At 75.6% G+C, this 15195-nt stretch carries 14 protein-coding genes and 1 pseudogene; 6 read left to right on the forward strand and 9 right to left on the reverse strand.

Going from position 1 to position 15195, the window contains the following annotated elements; all coding sequences use genetic code 11:
- Nucleotides 1–50 precede the first annotated feature (50 nt).
- From nrfD to ACI79L_RS05055, 6 genes and pseudogenes are all read right to left on the reverse strand, one after another.
- Nucleotides 51–1091: an NrfD/PsrC family molybdoenzyme membrane anchor subunit gene (gene nrfD / locus ACI79L_RS05030; protein ID WP_456935719.1), complete on the reverse strand. Its 1041-nt coding sequence runs from the start codon at nt 1089–1091 to the stop codon at nt 51–53.
- Nucleotides 1088–2152: a 4Fe-4S dicluster domain-containing protein gene (locus tag ACI79L_RS05035; protein ID WP_456935720.1), complete on the reverse strand. Its 1065-nt coding sequence runs from the start codon at nt 2150–2152 to the stop codon at nt 1088–1090. Before ACI79L_RS05035 ends, nrfD begins: the two co-directional genes overlap by 4 nt.
- A 10-nt stretch (nt 2153–2162) precedes the next feature.
- A pseudogene (gene fdh, locus ACI79L_RS05040) lies at nt 2163–5453 on the reverse strand (formate dehydrogenase).
- Between the two features lie 85 nt (nt 5454–5538).
- A complete protein-coding gene (locus ACI79L_RS05045; RefSeq protein ID WP_456935721.1) occupies nt 5539–6039 on the reverse strand; it encodes a hypothetical protein in 501 nt (166 codons plus the stop codon).
- Between the two features lie 108 nt (nt 6040–6147).
- Entirely contained in the window at nt 6148–6534 is a 387-nt protein-coding gene (locus tag ACI79L_RS05050; protein ID WP_456935722.1) for an MmcQ/YjbR family DNA-binding protein, read from the reverse strand.
- A gap of 24 nt (nt 6535–6558) precedes the next feature.
- Nucleotides 6559–6819 carry a hypothetical protein gene (locus tag ACI79L_RS05055; RefSeq protein WP_456935723.1) on the reverse strand — a complete coding sequence of 87 codons (261 nt, stop codon included), beginning with the start codon at nt 6817–6819 and terminating at the stop codon, nt 6559–6561.
- A gap of 118 nt (nt 6820–6937) precedes the next feature.
- Here ACI79L_RS05055 and ACI79L_RS05060 point away from each other — a divergent pair, with 118 nt between their 5' ends.
- The 4 genes from ACI79L_RS05060 (at nt 6938) to ACI79L_RS05075 (ending at nt 11580) form a co-directional block, all read left to right on the forward strand.
- Nucleotides 6938–7747, forward strand: a complete 810-nt coding sequence (locus ACI79L_RS05060) for an MBL fold metallo-hydrolase (protein WP_456935724.1) — start codon at nt 6938–6940, stop codon at nt 7745–7747.
- Nucleotides 7744–8385, forward strand: coding sequence for a DedA family protein (locus ACI79L_RS05065; RefSeq protein WP_456935725.1), 642 nt, complete (start codon nt 7744–7746; stop codon nt 8383–8385). The genes ACI79L_RS05060 and ACI79L_RS05065 overlap by 4 nt, the downstream gene beginning before the upstream one ends.
- The gene (locus tag ACI79L_RS05070) at nt 8382–10529 is read left to right on the forward strand and encodes a phage holin family protein (RefSeq protein WP_456935726.1); all 2148 of its coding nucleotides are present in this window, start codon (nt 8382–8384) and stop codon (nt 10527–10529) included. The genes ACI79L_RS05065 and ACI79L_RS05070 overlap by 4 nt, the downstream gene beginning before the upstream one ends.
- Nucleotides 10530–10611: 82 nt before the next feature.
- On the forward strand, nt 10612–11580 hold the full coding sequence (locus tag ACI79L_RS05075; protein WP_456935727.1) for a glucosyl-3-phosphoglycerate synthase: 969 nt from the start codon (nt 10612–10614) through the stop codon (nt 11578–11580).
- Nucleotides 11581–11639: 59 nt separating this feature from the next.
- Here the strand turns inward: ACI79L_RS05075 and ACI79L_RS05080 are convergent, their stop codons facing one another.
- On the reverse strand, nt 11640–12752 hold the full coding sequence (locus tag ACI79L_RS05080) for an NDMA-dependent alcohol dehydrogenase (protein ID WP_456935728.1): 1113 nt from the start codon (nt 12750–12752) through the stop codon (nt 11640–11642).
- A gap of 162 nt (nt 12753–12914) precedes the next feature.
- On the opposite strand from ACI79L_RS05080, the gene ACI79L_RS05085 reads away from it, so the two are divergent.
- Nucleotides 12915–13376 (forward strand): DUF5946 family protein, encoded by a 462-nt coding sequence (locus tag ACI79L_RS05085; RefSeq protein WP_456935729.1) that lies wholly within the window; start codon nt 12915–12917, stop codon nt 13374–13376.
- A 52-nt stretch (nt 13377–13428) separates the two neighbouring features.
- Nucleotides 13429–14115 (forward strand): TetR/AcrR family transcriptional regulator, encoded by a 687-nt coding sequence (locus ACI79L_RS05090; protein WP_456935730.1) that lies wholly within the window; start codon nt 13429–13431, stop codon nt 14113–14115.
- 28 nt (nt 14116–14143) lie between these two features.
- On the opposite strand, the gene ACI79L_RS05095 is transcribed toward ACI79L_RS05090, so the two are convergent.
- Together ACI79L_RS05095 and ACI79L_RS05100 are read right to left on the reverse strand one after the other, a co-directional pair.
- A complete protein-coding gene (locus tag ACI79L_RS05095) occupies nt 14144–14740 on the reverse strand; it encodes a TetR-like C-terminal domain-containing protein (protein WP_456935731.1) in 597 nt (198 codons plus the stop codon).
- A gap of 117 nt (nt 14741–14857) precedes the next feature.
- Entirely contained in the window at nt 14858–15190 is a 333-nt protein-coding gene (locus tag ACI79L_RS05100; RefSeq protein ID WP_456935732.1) for a hypothetical protein, read from the reverse strand.
- Between the last annotated feature and the right edge of the window lie 5 nt (nt 15191–15195).

A 15195-nucleotide genomic window follows, 5' to 3' on the forward strand; every position in this document is an offset into this window, starting at 1 on the left:
TCGGCTTCCCGCGCGACTGGGGGGAGGATCCAGGCGCACGCAGGCAGGGGTCAGCGGGTGACGCTCGGCGCGTGGCCGTTCTGCCGGGCGGCCAGCCGCTCGCGCTGCGGGACGACGGTGTACTTGGGGTCCCGGGCGCTGGCCAGCCCGGCCTCGAAGACGCCGAAGCGGGTGAGCAGCGACCCGGCGGCCAGCAGCAGCCCGGACACCACCGCACCGGCCCGACGGCGCCCGGCGACGACGGTCAGCGCCGCGCCCGCCGCGGTGCACGCCTTGGCCGCCCGCAGCAGCGTCCCGGACCGGCCCTCGTGGTACGGCTCGCTGACGATCCCGTGGTCGTTCTCCACCCGGTGCATCACGGCCAGCTCGATCGCCGCGCCGGCCACCGCGGTGCGCCGCGACGGCCCGGCCTCGGCCACCGGGGTGAACACCATGGTCATCCCGCCGCCGGCCGCCATCGCCGAGCCGCCGAAGAGGAACGGCAGCTGCCGGTGCGCCGCGTGCCAGGACGGCACCGCGGTGTTGGCCAGCAGCACCCCGGTGTAGGTGGCCAGCGGCCCGCCGAACAGCGCCGACACCACGCCGCCGAAGCGCTTGAGCCGCGGGAACCAGCCCAGCAGCTCGACCGCCGCCGTCGCCCCGGCCGCCGCGCCGAACGGCGCGAGGATGTAGGACCCGACCGACAGCGGCGAGGTCGGCTTGAACACCCGCAGCATGTGCAGGAACCGCTCGGGCCGGCCGAGGTCGTGGATGAGGAAGACCACCGACGCGATCGCACCGCCGCCGGCGGTGTACCGGCCGACCCGGGTCAGCACCGGCCGGCCGGTGACGTCGGCGACCGCCGCCAGGATCGACGACGACCCCGCCATCCCGCCGAGGAACAGGTACAGCGGGACGTCGGGCGACTTCCACACCGGCGGCTTGATGATCGGGCGCCCGTAGTACGAGGTGAACTGGGCGTCGTCGACCATCGGCACCTCGCCGCCGCCGCCGCGCCGCCCGCCCCTGCGCCGTCGCTTGCCGCGGGCCTCCGCCGCCGGGCCGTCGGCCCGCCGCCAGCCCGCGCCCGGGGTGGTCAGTCCCTCCGTCACGGCCGCCGCCCCAGGAACGACGAGAGCACGACGCCGGCGATCATCGCCGCGCCGGCCGCCGCCGCCCGCCACATCGCAGGCAGGTCGCGGGTGGTGACCACCGGGTCCGGCGGCAGGCCGTAGACCTCCGGCTCGTCGAGCAGCAGGAAGAACGCGCCCGCGCCGCCGACGCCGTCGTCCTCGTCCCGGCCGTAGAGCCGGGCGGTCTCCACGCCCTGGGACTTCAGCGTGGCGAGGCGGGCGTCGGCGCGGGCCTGCAGCTCGTCGAGGTTGCCGAACTGGATCGACTGGGTCGGGCACGCGGTGGCGCACGCCGGCTGCAGCCCGTCGGTGAGCCGGTCGTAGCACATCGTGCACTTGAAGGCCCGGCCGTCGCCCTCGCGGGTCTGGATGACGCCGTACGGGCAGCCGATGACGCAGTAGCCGCAGCCGTTGCAGATGTCTCCCTGGACGACGACGGTGCCGAACTCGGTGCGGAACAGCGCCCCGGTCGGGCAGACGTCCAGGCAGCCGGCGTGCGTGCAGTGCTTGCAGACGTCGGAGCTCATCAGCCAGCGGATCTGCTTGTCGGTGCCGCTCTGCCCGGTCTGCGGGTCGAACTCGGAGAGCGCCTCGGCGTTGAGCACGCTGGACTGCTGCGCCGCGGCGAGGCTGCCGTCGTTGTCGCCCTCGGCCACCGACGGGCCGCTGCCCCGCCGGTCGTCGCCCGGGCGGCCGAAGGTCGGCATCGGCAGGTCGACGGTGCGGGACTGCTCGACGAACGCCACGTGCCGCCAGGAGTTGGCCCCGAGCTGCCCCGTGTTGTCGTAGGACATCCCGGACAGCCCGATGACGTCGCGCACGCCGTGCGAGTCGTCCATCGGCAGCGTGTTCCACTCCTTGCACGCCACCTCGCAGGCCTTGCAGCCGATGCACACGGAGGTGTCGGTGAAGAAGCCCACCCGCGCCGGGTGGTCCGGGTCGTAGCCGGCCTGCCCGGTCACGTCCGGCACCGGCCCGTAGAGCCGGTTCTCCGGGTCGTGCCCGGTGAACGCCGCGCTCGCCGAGCTGATCGGGGTCATGCCGGCCTCCTCACTGCTGCGATCCCTCGCCGGCCTCGGCGGCGACCGGGTCGCGGCCGTTGACCCCGACCCGCCCCGACCCCACGCCCGCGCGGCGCCGGTAGCCCTCCACGAACTCGATCAGCTCGGGACCGCGGGGGCGCCGTCCCGGGACGATGTCGGCGGTGCTGACCTTGTCCTCCTGGATGTGGGTGTTCGGGTCGAGCACGATGCCGAGCAGGTCGTTGGCCGAGTCGCCGGTGGAGATGCCGTTGTAGGACCAGTGGTAGGGCATCCCGATCTGGTGCACGACCTGGCCGTCCCGCAGCCGGATCGGCCGCATCCGCTCGGTGACCAGCACCTTCGCCTCGATCGCCGTCCGCGTGCTGACCAGCGTGGCGTACTCCCCGTTGACCAGCCCGCGCAGCGCGGCCAGCTCCGGGCTGACCTCGACGAAGAACTCCGGCTGGAGCTCGGACAGGTAGGGCAGCGTCCGGCTCATCCCGCCCGCCGTGTGGTGCTCGGTCAGCCGGTAGGTGGTGACCTGGAACGGGAAGACCGGGCTCAGCGGCGGGTTCTCCCGGTTCCACGGGCCCGCGATGTGCTCCATCGTCGGGTTCGCCTGCTGCTTGTAGAGGGCGTTCTCGACCACGGACTCCGCCGGCTCGTAGTGCGTCGGCAGCGGCCCGTCGACGACGCCCGCGGGCGCGTACAGCCAGGCCTTCCCGTCCCCCTGCATGATGAACGGGTCGGCGCCGCCGATCGCGTCCTGCGCCCGGGCCCCCTCCGGCGGCACGTAGTCCGGCCGCTTGGTCGCCTCGAAGTCCGGGTTGTCGACGCCGGTCCAACGACCGGCCTCCTCGTCCCACCAGACGTACTTCTTGCGCTCGCTCCACGGCCTGCCGTCGGGGTCGGCCGAGGCGCGGTTGTAGAGGATGCGCCGGTTGTACGGCCACGCCCAGCCCCACTCGGAGGCGACCTGGCCCTGCTCGCGCCCCGGCTTGCGGCGCGCGGACTGGTTGACCTCGTCGGCGTAGACGCCGGAGTAGATCCAGCAGCCGCACGACGTCGACCCGTCGTCCTTGAGCTCCATGTACCCGGAGACGGCGCGCCCGTCGGGACCCACGCCGTTGATCTCCCGCAGCACGTCCTCGGCGCTGGGCTCCTGGTCGGGGCCGTGCGTCGGGTAGTCCCAGGTGAGGTCGAGCAGCGGGCGGTCGCGCGGGTCGGTCGAGCCGGCCAGCCGCTCGCGCAGGATGCGGCCGAGGTGGAAGTAGAACCACAGGTCGCTCTTGGCGTCGCCCGGCGGGTCGACGGCCTTGTGCCGCCACTGCAGCAGCCGCTGGGTCTGGGTGAAGGTCCCCTCCTTCTCCGCGTGCGACGCCGCGGGCACGAAGAAGACCTCGGTGGCGATCGTCTCCGGGGCGAGCTCGCCGGTCTCGATCTCCGGCGACTCCTTCCAGAAGGTCGCCGACTCGATCATCTGGAGGTCGCGGACGACCAGCCAGTCGAGGTTGGCCAGCCCGAACCGGTTCATCCGGCCGTTGGGGTGGCCGACCGTGGGGTTCTCGCCGACCAGGAAGTAGCCGGAGATCTTCCCCTCGATCATGTCCTTGATCTGGCGGTAGGAGCTGTGGTCGCCGTCGATGAGCGGCAGGTAGCCGAAGGCGAAGTCGTTCTCCGGCGTCGCGGCGTCGCCCCACCAGGCCTTGAGCAGGCTGACCGTGTAGGCGCGCTTGTTGCCCCAGAAGCCGGCCTTGCCGGCGGCGTCGGCGCAGTAGTCGTCGAGCGACTGGTGCTGCATCGCGTGCGGCATCGGCAGGTAGCCGGGCAGCAGGTTGTACAGCGTCGGGACGTCGGTCGAGCCCTGGATGCTGGCGTGCCCGCGCAGCGCCAGGATGCCGCCGCCGGGACGGCCGATGTTGCCCAGCAGCGTCTGCAGGATCGAGCAGGTGCGGATGTACTGCGCGCCGACGCTGTGCTGCGTCCAGCCCACCGAGTACACCCACGCCGTCGTCCGGTCGCGGCCGCTGTTCTCGGTCACCCACCGGGCGACCTGCAGGAACACCTCCGGCTCGATGCCGCAGACCTCGGCCACCATCTCCGGCGTGTAGCGGGCGAAGTGCCGCTTGAGGACCTGGAAGACCGTCCGCGGGTGCTGCAGCGTCTCGTCGCGCTTCGGCTTGGCCGCGATCGGGGGGCCGCCGCTGCCGGCCGCCTGTGCCTTGTCGGTCTTCCGGATCTGCGGGTGGTCCTCGAGTTCGTCCTGCGCGGCGGCCCCGGCCGGGTCGTCGGAGCCCGAGTGCGGCGGCTCCTCCGGCTCGTACTGCCAGCTGGACTCGTCGTAGGTGCTGTTCTCCGGGTCGAAGCCGGAGAACAGGCCGTCGAGGTCCTCGGCGTCGACGAAGTCCTCCCTCACCAGCGCCGCGGCGTTGGTGTAGGCGACCACGTACTCCTTGAAGTACAGGTCGTTCTCGAGGACGAAGTTGATCAACCCGCCGAGGAACGCGATGTCGGTGCCGATGCGCAGCGGGACGTGCAGGTCGGCGATCGCGCTGGTCCGGGTGAACCGCGGGTCGACGTGGACGACCTTCGCGCCGCGCGCCTTGGCCTCGCTCACCCACTGGAAACCCACCGGGTGGCACTCGGCCATGTTGGAACCCTCGATGACGATGCAGTCGGAGTTCGCGAGGTCTTCCTGGGAGTTCGTGGCACCGCCACGACCGAACGAGGCACCCAGACCGGGCACCGTGGCGGAGTGCTATATGCGCGCCTGGTTCTCGATCTGTATGGCGCCCAGGGCGCTGTACAGCTTCTTCATGAGGTAGTTCTCCTCGTTGTCGAGGGTCGCCCCTCCGAGGCTCGCCAACCCCATGGTGCGGTTCACGCGCTTGCCGTCGTTCTCGTCCTGCCAGCCCTTGCGCCGGGCCTCGAGGACGCGGTCGGCGATCATGTGCATCGCCGTGTCGAGGTCGAGGTCCTCCCACTCCGTCCCGTACGGCCGGCGGTACTTGACCGTCGTCACGCGGGTCGGGCTGGTGACCAGCGACTTGCTGGCGCTGCCCTTGGGGCAGAGCCGGCCGCGGCTGATCGGCGAGTCCGGGTCGCCCTCGATCTGGACGATCTGCTCGTCCTTCACGAAGATCCGCTGCCCGCAGCCCACGGCGCAGTACGGGCAGACGCTCTGGACGACGCGGTCGGCGGTGGCCGTGCGGCTCACCACGTTCTCCGTCGCCTTGCTCCGCGCGGCCCTGCCGCGCCCGAGCGGATCGGGGCCGGTCAGCTGCCGGAACACCGGCCAGGCGTCGAGCCAGGTCTTCACCCTGTGGACTCTGCCACTCCCGGCGCGATCCGGCGCGCGGAACGCCTCGGTACCGGTCGTGCCGGTACCGAGGCGTCCGGCGGGGTCAGCGCACGTGCACGAACTCGTCGTGGCTCAGCAGCAGGCCCTCGGGACCGGGGGCGGCGGGGTCGGTGAGGCAGAACTGGACGTAGGCCTCGCCGCGCGCCAGCGCACCGGCGCCGGCGCGCTGCCCGCCGCCCCACGCCGGCTCGAGCTGGTCGACCTCGAAGGTGCCGACCCGGCTCCTGCCGTCGCAGGTGAAGGCGTTGCGGTGGCTGTCGCTCCACGCGGCGGAGATGCCGCTGCTGCCCTCCTGCTCCAGGCGCGGGTCGGCCGAGCGGTCGGCGGTCTGCTTGACCGACACCCACAGGCCGAGGTCCTCCCCGGCGGCGCAGCGGTAGCGGACCTGGACCTGCGCCACGGTGCGGTCGCCGCGGTCGACCTGCACGACGCCGACGACGTCGGCCTCGTAGACGGGCCGCGGCGCCGCGGCGGCGGGGGCGGCGAGGGCGAGGACGGACGTCGCGGCGAGGGCGGTGCCGGCGACGAGGGGGCGCAGACGCACGGGATCTCCTGTGATCACGGGTTCGGGACGGCGGCGGAAGATGCCAGACCCCGCGGCCCGCGGCCAGGGGTTCCCGCGCGGCGCCGTACCGCCCGGTACCGGGAGGGACTACCGCCCGGCGAGGTACTCGCGCGCCAGCCGGGCCGGCGCCCTGGCCAGCCATGCCTCGGTGACCAGCTCCCCGAGCTCGGCGACGTCGATCGCGTCGAGCCGGACCAGCACGGCGGCGTACCCGTCGAAGTGCGGCGTCGTCAGGTAGACGGCGGGGTCGTCGGCGACCAGCGCGTGCTTGACGCCCTCGTCGGCGACGGCGGCGCCGAGAACCGGACCCTCCGGCGCGGCGTCCCCCAGCTGCTCGACGTCGGCGCGGCTCAGCGGGCGCTCCCAGACGAAGGCACGGTCGCGGACCTTCCACGCCGGCCGGCCGAAGGAGGTGCCCTCCGTCGTCCCGGGCAGCGCGAGGGCCAGGCGCCGCACGTCCGCCCAGGTGGCCACGGGCGCGACGCTAGCGCTCCCGGGTCAGGCCGAGGCCGCGCCCGGCGCCCGCTGCCCGCGGGGCAGGGCCACGCCGCAGGCGGCCAGCCGCTCCCGCAGGCGGTCCGCCTCCCGTCGTCGGTGCTCGGCGCGCCGGCGCAGCACCGCCACCTGGACCGGGTCGGTGGTGCGCTGCGCGCGCAGCTCCAGCACCGCCGCCGTCTCCAGGTGCAGCGCCATGCGCCGCAGCTCGCCGGACAGCTCCCCCGCCGGCCGTGGCAACCCCGGGTCCCCCGCTGAGGTCATGGGAGGCATGGTGGAACGCATCCGTCCCCGCCGCACCCGGAACGGCGCGCCGGGCCGGCTTCCCCGGACGGGGGACGGCGTCCACGGACCCGTCGGTCCCCGGGTCGATACTGGCCGCGTGGAGGGTCCCGGGCTGCACTGGATCGGCCACTCGACCGTCCGCGTCGAGCTGGCCGGGTCCACGGTGCTCACCGACCCGGTGCTCACCCGCTCCCTCGGCCCGCTGCGGCGGGTCGCCCCCCTCCCGCCCCCGGCCGCCTGGGCCGGCGCCGACCTGGTCCTGGTCAGCCACCTGCACGCCGACCACCTGCACCTGCCCAGCCTGCGGCTGCTGGACGACGACGCCCGCGTGGTCGTGCCGCGCGGCGCCGGCGCGTGGCTGCGCTCGCGCGGCGTCCGCTGGGTGGACGAGCTCGCCCCCGGGGAGTCGCTGGTGCACCGCGGGCTGCGGGTCACCGCCGTCCCCGCCGTGCACAGCGGCCACCGCTGGGGTCCGCGCCTGACCCACGGCCCGGAGACGGTCGCCGTCGGGCACCTGCTGGAGGGCGCCGGGTCCAGCGTCTACGCCTGCGGCGACACCGACCTGTTCGAGGGCATGGCCCGCATCGGCGACCGCGGGGTCGACGTCGCGCTGGTGCCCGTGTGGGGCTGGGGGCCCACGCTCGGCCCCGGCCACCTCGACCCCGGGCGGGCCGCGGAGGCCGTGGCGCGCGTGCGCCCGCAGGTCGCCGTCCCGGTGCACTGGGGCACCCTCGCCGTCCGCGGCGGCACGGCGCTGCCCGGGCTGGCCGGGCGCTACCGCCGGCTGCTGACCGAGCCGCCGCTCGCCTTCGCCGAGGCGGTCGCCGCCCGCCGGCTGCCCACCACCGTCGTCGTCCCCGAGCCCGGCCGGCCGGTCGTGCTCCCCGCCGTGGCGGACGCGGCATGAGCACCACCCTCGCCGCCGCCTGGACCGACGGGTCGCTGGGCTACCCGGTGCTGTTCGGTGGCGTGCTGCTCGGGTCGATCGTCCCGGTGGTGCCCACGGGGCCGCTGGTCGGCGCCGCCGCCGCGTTCGCGGTCACCGCGCACGAGCTCAACCTGGTCGCGGTGCTCGTCGTCGCCACCCTCGCCGCCTGGCTCGGCGACGTCACCACCTTCGCCGTCTGCCGGTTCGGCGGGCCGGCCGCGGTGCGCTGGGTCGCGCGGGGGCAGCACGCCGACCGCATCGAGGAGGTCCGCGAACAGTTCCGCCGGCACGGCTGGCAGATCGTCGTGGCCGGGCGGCTGCTGCCCGCCGGGCGCATCCCCGTGCTGCTGGCCGCGGGCGCGCTGGCCTACCCCTGGCGGCGGCTGCTGCCCGCCTCGCTGCTGGCCGCCTCGCTGTGGGCGGTCGCCTACGCGCTGCTCGGCGTGGCCAGCGGCGGGATCTTCGACAGCCCGCTGATCGCCACCCTGGTGGCCACGCTGCTGGTCCTCGTGGTCGGCGCGGTGCTCAACCTGGTCGGGTCCCGCCGCCGGCGCTCCGCCGAGCCGGAGCGGCAGCCGGAGGACGAGGGCAGCCCGACGTCGTGCGGCCCCGCGTGAGCCGGCCGGACCAGCCCGGGCGGGTGCTCGGCCGCGGGCGCGCACCGGCCCGGGTGCTGCTCACCTGGCTGCTGACCACGCTCGCCCTCGTCGTCCTCGACCGGTGGCTCGCCGGCTTCGCGATGCCCGCCTGGTGGCAGCCGCCGCTGACCGCGCTGCTGCTCGGCCTGCTCGCCGGCGTGGTCTGGCCACTGGTGATGCGCGTGGCGCTGCCGCTGGCGCTGTTCACCCTCGGCCTGGGCAGCTTCCTGCTGCTGGGCGCCGGGGTGCTCGCGGTCTCCTTCGCGATCCCGGGCGTCGTGGTCACCGACCTGGGCACCGCCACCCTGGTCGTCGTCGCCATGGCGGCGGTGACGGCGGTGGTGAGCAGCGCGCTGGCGATCGACGAGGACGAGCTCTTCTTCCGCCGCGCCCGCCGCCGCGCCGGCTCCGCCTCGGCGGCCGGGCCCTGCCCGCCGGGCGTGCTGTTCCTGCAGATCGACGGCCTCGGCGCCGACACCGTCCGGCGCGCGGTCCGCGACGGGTCGATGCCCACCCTGGCCGCGTGGCTGCGGTCGGGCAGCCACGCGCTCACCTCGTGGCACACCGACTGGAGCTCGCAGACCGGCGCCTCGGTCTGCGGCATCCTGCACGGCTCCAACCACGACGTCCTCGGGTTCCGCTACTACGAGAAGGACCGCGACCACGTCGTCGCGGTCTCCCACCCGGCCGACGCCGCCGAGGTGGAGCGGCGGCACTCCGACGGCCGCGGGCTGCTGGCCGGCGGCGGCGCCAGCCGCGGCAACCTGTTCACCGGCGACGCCCCGCACGTCAGCCTGACCATGAGCGCGCTGCCGCTGGTGGTGCCCCGGCGGTCGGGACGGCGGCGCGAGCGGGTGGGCGCCGGCTACTACGCGTACTTCGCCAACCCGGTGAACGCGCTGCGCACGCTCGGCGTCTCGCTGGCCGACGTCTACCGGGAGCTGTCCGCGGCCGCCCGGCAGCGCCGCGCCGACGTGCGGCCCCGGGTCAGCCGCGGCGGCATCTACCCGCTGGCCCGGCCCGGGACGACGGTCATCGCCCGCGACGTCGTCGTCGCGGCTGTGCTCGAGGACATGATGGCCGGCCGCCCGGCCGTCTACGCCGACTTCCTCGGCTACGACGAGGTCGCCCACCACAGCGGCGTCGAGCGCTTCGACACCCTCGAGGTGCTGCGCAGCATCGACCAGCAGGTGGGCCGGCTGGCCCGCGCCGGGGAGCTCGCCCCGCGGCCGTACCACGTGGTGCTGCTGTCCGACCACGGCCAGACCCAGGGCGAGGCCTTCGCGCAGCGGTTCGGCGAGACGATCGAGTCCTTCGTCGGCCGGCACTGCGGCGGCACGCCGGACCCGGGGCGGCGCGGACCCGAGCCGCGCGACAGCCGCCGCGCGGCCGAGGGCTGGCAGGTGACCAGCGCGCTGGCCGAGGTGGCGTCGGGGCCGGGGTTCATCGCCCGCCGGCTGCGCGAGCGGGTCGAGTCCGCCGGCGCCGGCGAGCACGACCACCGGACGCCGTCCGGGGAGCCGGGCCGGGTGGCGCGGGTCGCGCCGGGCGTGGTGGTCGTCGTCTCCGGCCACACCGCCGGCGTCTCCTTCCCCGACCTGCCCGGCCGGGTGCCGCTGGAGGAGATCGAGCACCACTGGCCCGACCTGCTGCCGGCGCTGGTCGACCACGACGGCGTGGGCTTCGTGCTGGTGCACTCCGAGGAGCACGGCCCGGTCGTCCTCGGCCGCGACGGCCTGCACCGGCTGGCCACCGGCGTGGTCGTCGGCGAGGACCCGCTGGCCGTCTACGGGGAGCACGCGCCCGCGCTGGTGGCGCGGGTGTCCACGTTCCCGCACTGCCCCGACGTCATGGTCAACAGCCGCTACGACCCGGACACCGACGAGGCCTCGCCCTTCGAGCCGCACGTCGGGTCGCACGGCGGGCTCGGCGGCCCGCAGCAGCGGGGGTTCCTCGCCCACCCCCGGGTCCTGACGCCGCCCGGCGAGATCGTCGGCGCCGAGCACCTGCACCGGGTGCTGCGCGGCTGGCTGACCGAGCTCGGGCACCCGGAGCCCGACGGCGCCGGCGCGCAGGTGGGACCGGACAGCCCCGCGGCCCTCCGCGACGCCAGCCGCATCTGACGGCGGAACGTCCGGCTACGGCTCCGTGAACACCGGCCGGGTCCCGTGGCGTCGCGCCGGAGGGCTCCGGGACAGTGGGGCGATGCGACCCGACGCCGCCGCCTGGTTCTCCGGCCGCACGTCCGCCGTCCGCTCGGCCGCCGACGTGGACGTGCTCGGCCTGCTCCGGGCCAAGCGCCGCGGCGGCCACCGGGTGAGCCTGGTCCTCCCCGCGCGCGACGAGGAGGCCACCGTCGGCGGGATCGTCGCCGGCCTGGTCGAGCAGTGGGCCCGGCTGGTCCCGCTGGTCGACGAGCTGCTCGTCGTCGACTCCGACTCCAGCGACCGCACCGCCGAGGTCGCCCGCGCCGCCGGGGCCGACGTCGTCGCGGCCGCGGACGTGCTGCCCGCGCACGGCAGCCGGCCGGGCAAGGGCGAGGCGCTGTGGAAGTCGCTCGCGGCCACCACCGGCGACCTGCTGGTCTTCCTCGACGCCGACCTGCTCGGCGACGTCACGCACTACGTGCCGGGGCTGCTCGCGCCGCTGCTGACCGATCCGCAGGTCGGCTACGTCAAGGGCTGCTACACCCGGCCGCTGGAGGTCGACGGCCGCGTCACCCCCGCCGGCGGCGGCCGGGTCACCGAGCTCACCGCGCGCCCGCTGCTCAACGCCCTGTGGCCGGAGCTCGCGGGCTTCGTGCAGCCGCTGGGCGGGGAGTACGCCGGCCGGCGCGAGGCGCTGGAGCAGGTGCCGTTCGTCTCCGGCTACGGCGTGGAGGTGGGCCTGCTGGTCGACCTGCTCGGCCTGCTGGGCCTGCACGGGCTGGCGCAGGTCGACCTGGGCGTGCGCCGGCACACCTCGCAGGACCAGGAGGCGCTGGGCCGGATGGCCGGCCAGGTGGTCTCCGCGGTGCTGGCCCGCAGCGGGCGGGCCGGTGCCGGCGGGCTGCTCACCCAGTTCCGCGCCGACGGCGGCGGGTTCCTGCCGGTCAGCACGCCGGTCGCCGTCGACGAGCGGCCGCCGATGGTGACCGTCCCCGAGTACCGGGCCTCCCGGGCCGGGGCGGTCTGACCCCTCGCCGGCGCTTGTGCTCTGCCCCGCATCGGGGGCAGAGCCCGACCGGGCGCGGATCAGCCGTGGACGAGCAGGCCCCGGACCGTCTCGCCGGCCGCCTGGTCCCGGTAGCCCTGGTTCAGCTCGTCCAGCGCGTACCGCCGGGTGACCAGCCGGCCGAGCTCCAGCCGCCCCTCCTCGGCCATCCGCGCCAGCATCGGGATGTCGCGGAAGGGGTTGCACGAGCCGAACAGCGAGCCCTGCACACGGTGCTCGAACACGGTGGTCATCTGCCCGTTGAGGTCCACGTGGCCCTCGCGCGGGTGGTCGGCCAGCGCCGTCAGCACCAGCGTGCCGCCCTTGCCGAGGCACGCCGACGCCCCGGCCATCACCTCGGCCGACATCTTCCCGACGGTCACCACGACCACGTCGGCGCCCGTGCCGCGGGACAGCTCGCGGGCCAGCTGCGCGGCGTCGCGGGCGTCGGCCACGGTGTGCGTGGCCCCCAGCGTCTCCGCGAACTCCCGCTTCATCGCCACCGGGTCGACGCCGATCACGTGCGTCGCGCCCGCGTGCACCGCGCCCTGGACGGCGTTGACGCCGACCCCGCCGAGCCCGACCACCACCACGACGTCGCCCGGGCGGGTGCCCCCGGAGTAGACCGCCGACCCCCAGCCGGTGGGGACGCTGCAGGCGAGCAGCGCCGCGGTGTCCAGCGGCAGGTGCGGGTCGATGCGCACGCAGGAGAACTCGCTGAGCACCGTGTGCCGGGCGAACGCGCCGACGATGCAGAAGCCGCCGAGGGGCTCCCCGTCCAGCCGGAAGGGGTAGGTGCCGGTGGGCAGCTGCCCGATCGCGATGGTGGCGCCCTTGTCGCAGAGGTTGGACCGGCCGGTGGCGCAGTACCGGCAGTGCCCGCAGGCGGGCAGGAAGCTCGTGACGACGTGGTCGCCGGGCGCGACGGAGGTGACGCCGGGCCCGGCCGCCAGGACGACGCCGGAGCCCTCGTGGCCGCCGACGATCGGGTACCGCCCGCCGGGGTTGGAGTGCCGCAGGTGCTCGTCGGAGTGGCACAGCCCGGCGTAGGCCATCTCGACGAGGACCTCACCGGGGCCGGGGTCCACGACCTCGAGGTCGACGATCTCGTACCCGGTGCCCGCCTCGCGCAGCACCGCTCCCCTGGTCCTCACCGGTCCCCGGCCCTCCTCTGGCCCGGCACCCGCCCGCGCGGACACCGTCGTCTCGGCGACCAGCCAACCCCACGCCGCGGCGGTGTCCGACGGCGGGGTGGCACCCGGTGCCACGTGCGGTTCCGGGCACCGTCCCCGGCCGGGGTGCGGCAGGATCGCCGGGTGCCCGCTTCCCGGCCCGCCGCCCCGCCCGCCCCCGGCACCGCGGCCGGCGACCCCCGGCCCACCACCCGCTGCCCCGGCTGCGGATCGGTCCTCCTGCCGCTGCCCGGCGGGCCCGCCGCGCGGCCGGGCGCCTCGGCCGCCTGCACCCGGCTGTTCGAGGAGACCGTCCGCGGCCTCCGGGACGACCCGGCCCCCGACGGCGCGCCGGCCCCGGCGCTCGTCCTGGCCGAGGCGGCCTACGCCGCCCAGCACCCCGACCCGGCCGATCCGCCCGCGCTGGGCGCCGCCCTGGCGGCCCTCGGAGCCGGGCCGGCCGGCCCGCTCCCGGCCCGCCCGCGGGAGTGGACGACGACGATCGCGGACGTCGCCGCCGACCTCGACGTCATCGACCTGACCGTGCTGGTGGAGACCTGGGCGAGGGCGGTGGCCGACGACTGGCGGCACGCCCCGACCGGATGATGTCGTTCCGTTTCAGCGAGACCGGCAACTCAGCGTTGCTACCCTTCGCACCGTGAGTGATCAGTCCCGTCGGGCCCAGAAGAAGGCCCTCACCCGCGCGCACGTGCGCGAGACGGCGCAGCGACTGTTCTCCGAGCGCGGCTTCGACGCCGTGACCATCGCCGACGTCGCGGCCGCGGCCGACGTCGCGGTGCAGACCGTCTTCAACCACTTCACGACCAAGGAAGAGCTCTACTGGGCCGACCGGACGCCGTGGGTGGACGGGCCCGCGGCCGCGGTGCGGCAGCGCCCCGCCGGGGTCCCGGCGCTCACCGCGCTGCGCGAGCACCTGGTCGACTCGGTGGGGCGCTTCGTCGAGCGGCTGGCCGACCCGACCGGGCGCTGCACCGTCGCCGACCTCGACCGCTCCCCCGCGCTGCAGGCCTCCGAGCGGGAGCTGCACCACACCGCCGAGGCCCGGCTGAGCGAGGCCCTGGTCGAGGCCTGGACCGGCCCGTGCGCCGAGCGCCCGGCCCCCGCCGACCCGCGGACGACGGCCGCGGTGGTCGCCGCCACCTGGCTGGCGGTCACGCGCATCCTGGTCACCCAGCCGCGCTCGCCGATGCCCGCGCCCGAGCAGGCGGCGGAGATCGCCGGGACCACGCGCGAGCTGGCCGCCCGGCTGCTCGCCGGCTACGAGGCGGGCGTGGTGGGCTCGATGATGGCGGACGACGCCGCCCGCGCCCTGCGCGCCGTCTGACCCGCTCCCCGGACCGCCCGACCCCGCCTCAGCGGCGGGCGGGCTCCGCGGCCGGGACCACGATCGGCAGCAGCACGTCGTCGACGACCTGCTCGACGCGGTCGGCGACCATCCCGCCGTCGCCGGCCACGGTGAGCCGCTGCCACCAGAAGGCCTCGAGCACCGAGCGCAGCAGCGCCAGCCGGTCGGCCGGCACCTCGTCGCCCCGGGCGGCCCAGCGCTCGCCGAGCACCTCGACGGCCTCGGTCAGCGGGCGTACCAGGGCGGCCTCGAGCCCGGCGCGCAGGTCCTCGTCGTGCCGGGCGGCACCGACGAGGCTGGCCACGGCCCGCTCCTCGCGGGACAGCGGCCGGCGCCAGGAGGCGACCAGGGCGACCAGGTCGGCCCGCAGGGAGCCCTCGTCCTCGGGGGCGTGGACCAGCGTGAAGCGGCTGACCGCCGACCTCGCCAGCGCCGCCATCGACGGCCAGCGGCGGTAGATGCCGGCCTTGCCCGCGCGCGCCCGGGCCGCCACCCGGTCGCTGTTGAGCCGGCCCCAGCCCTCGTCGGCGAGGATGTCGACCGCAACGGCGACCAGTTGCTCGGACAGCTCGGCGCTCAGCGGGCGGCCGGGGGTGCCGCTCACGAGCGAACTCGTTCGCACGACATCAGGTTGCGCACGGTCACATCCTGACCTGTCAGTGGAGTGACCACAACGACCGGGGCCGTATCGTCACCCGACCGGACCGCCGAGATCCGCCTCTCACGCGCCCGCGGCGCCCTCGACGTGCACCTGGAGGGTGGCGCCGTCGTCGCTCACCCAGCCGTGTTCGCGGGCCTGCTCGACCATCCGGTCGAAGCGCTCGCCCCAGTCGGCGACGTCGGCGTCGGGCTCGGCGGCGGCCCGCAGCGCGGCGGCGTCGAGCAGGCCGGTCCCGTCGTCCTGCAGCCGACCGAGGCCCGCCTCGCGCAGCACCTCGTCGGCCTCCTCGTCGGTCACCTGGCCCAGGGCCAGGTGCAGCCTGGTCAGGTCGTCGGTGTCGACGACCCGCACCTCGGGGCGCTCGTCGGCGCCGCCCACCACCTCGACGATCACGGGTC

Source organism: Geodermatophilus sp. SYSU D00684 (assembly GCF_054050455.1).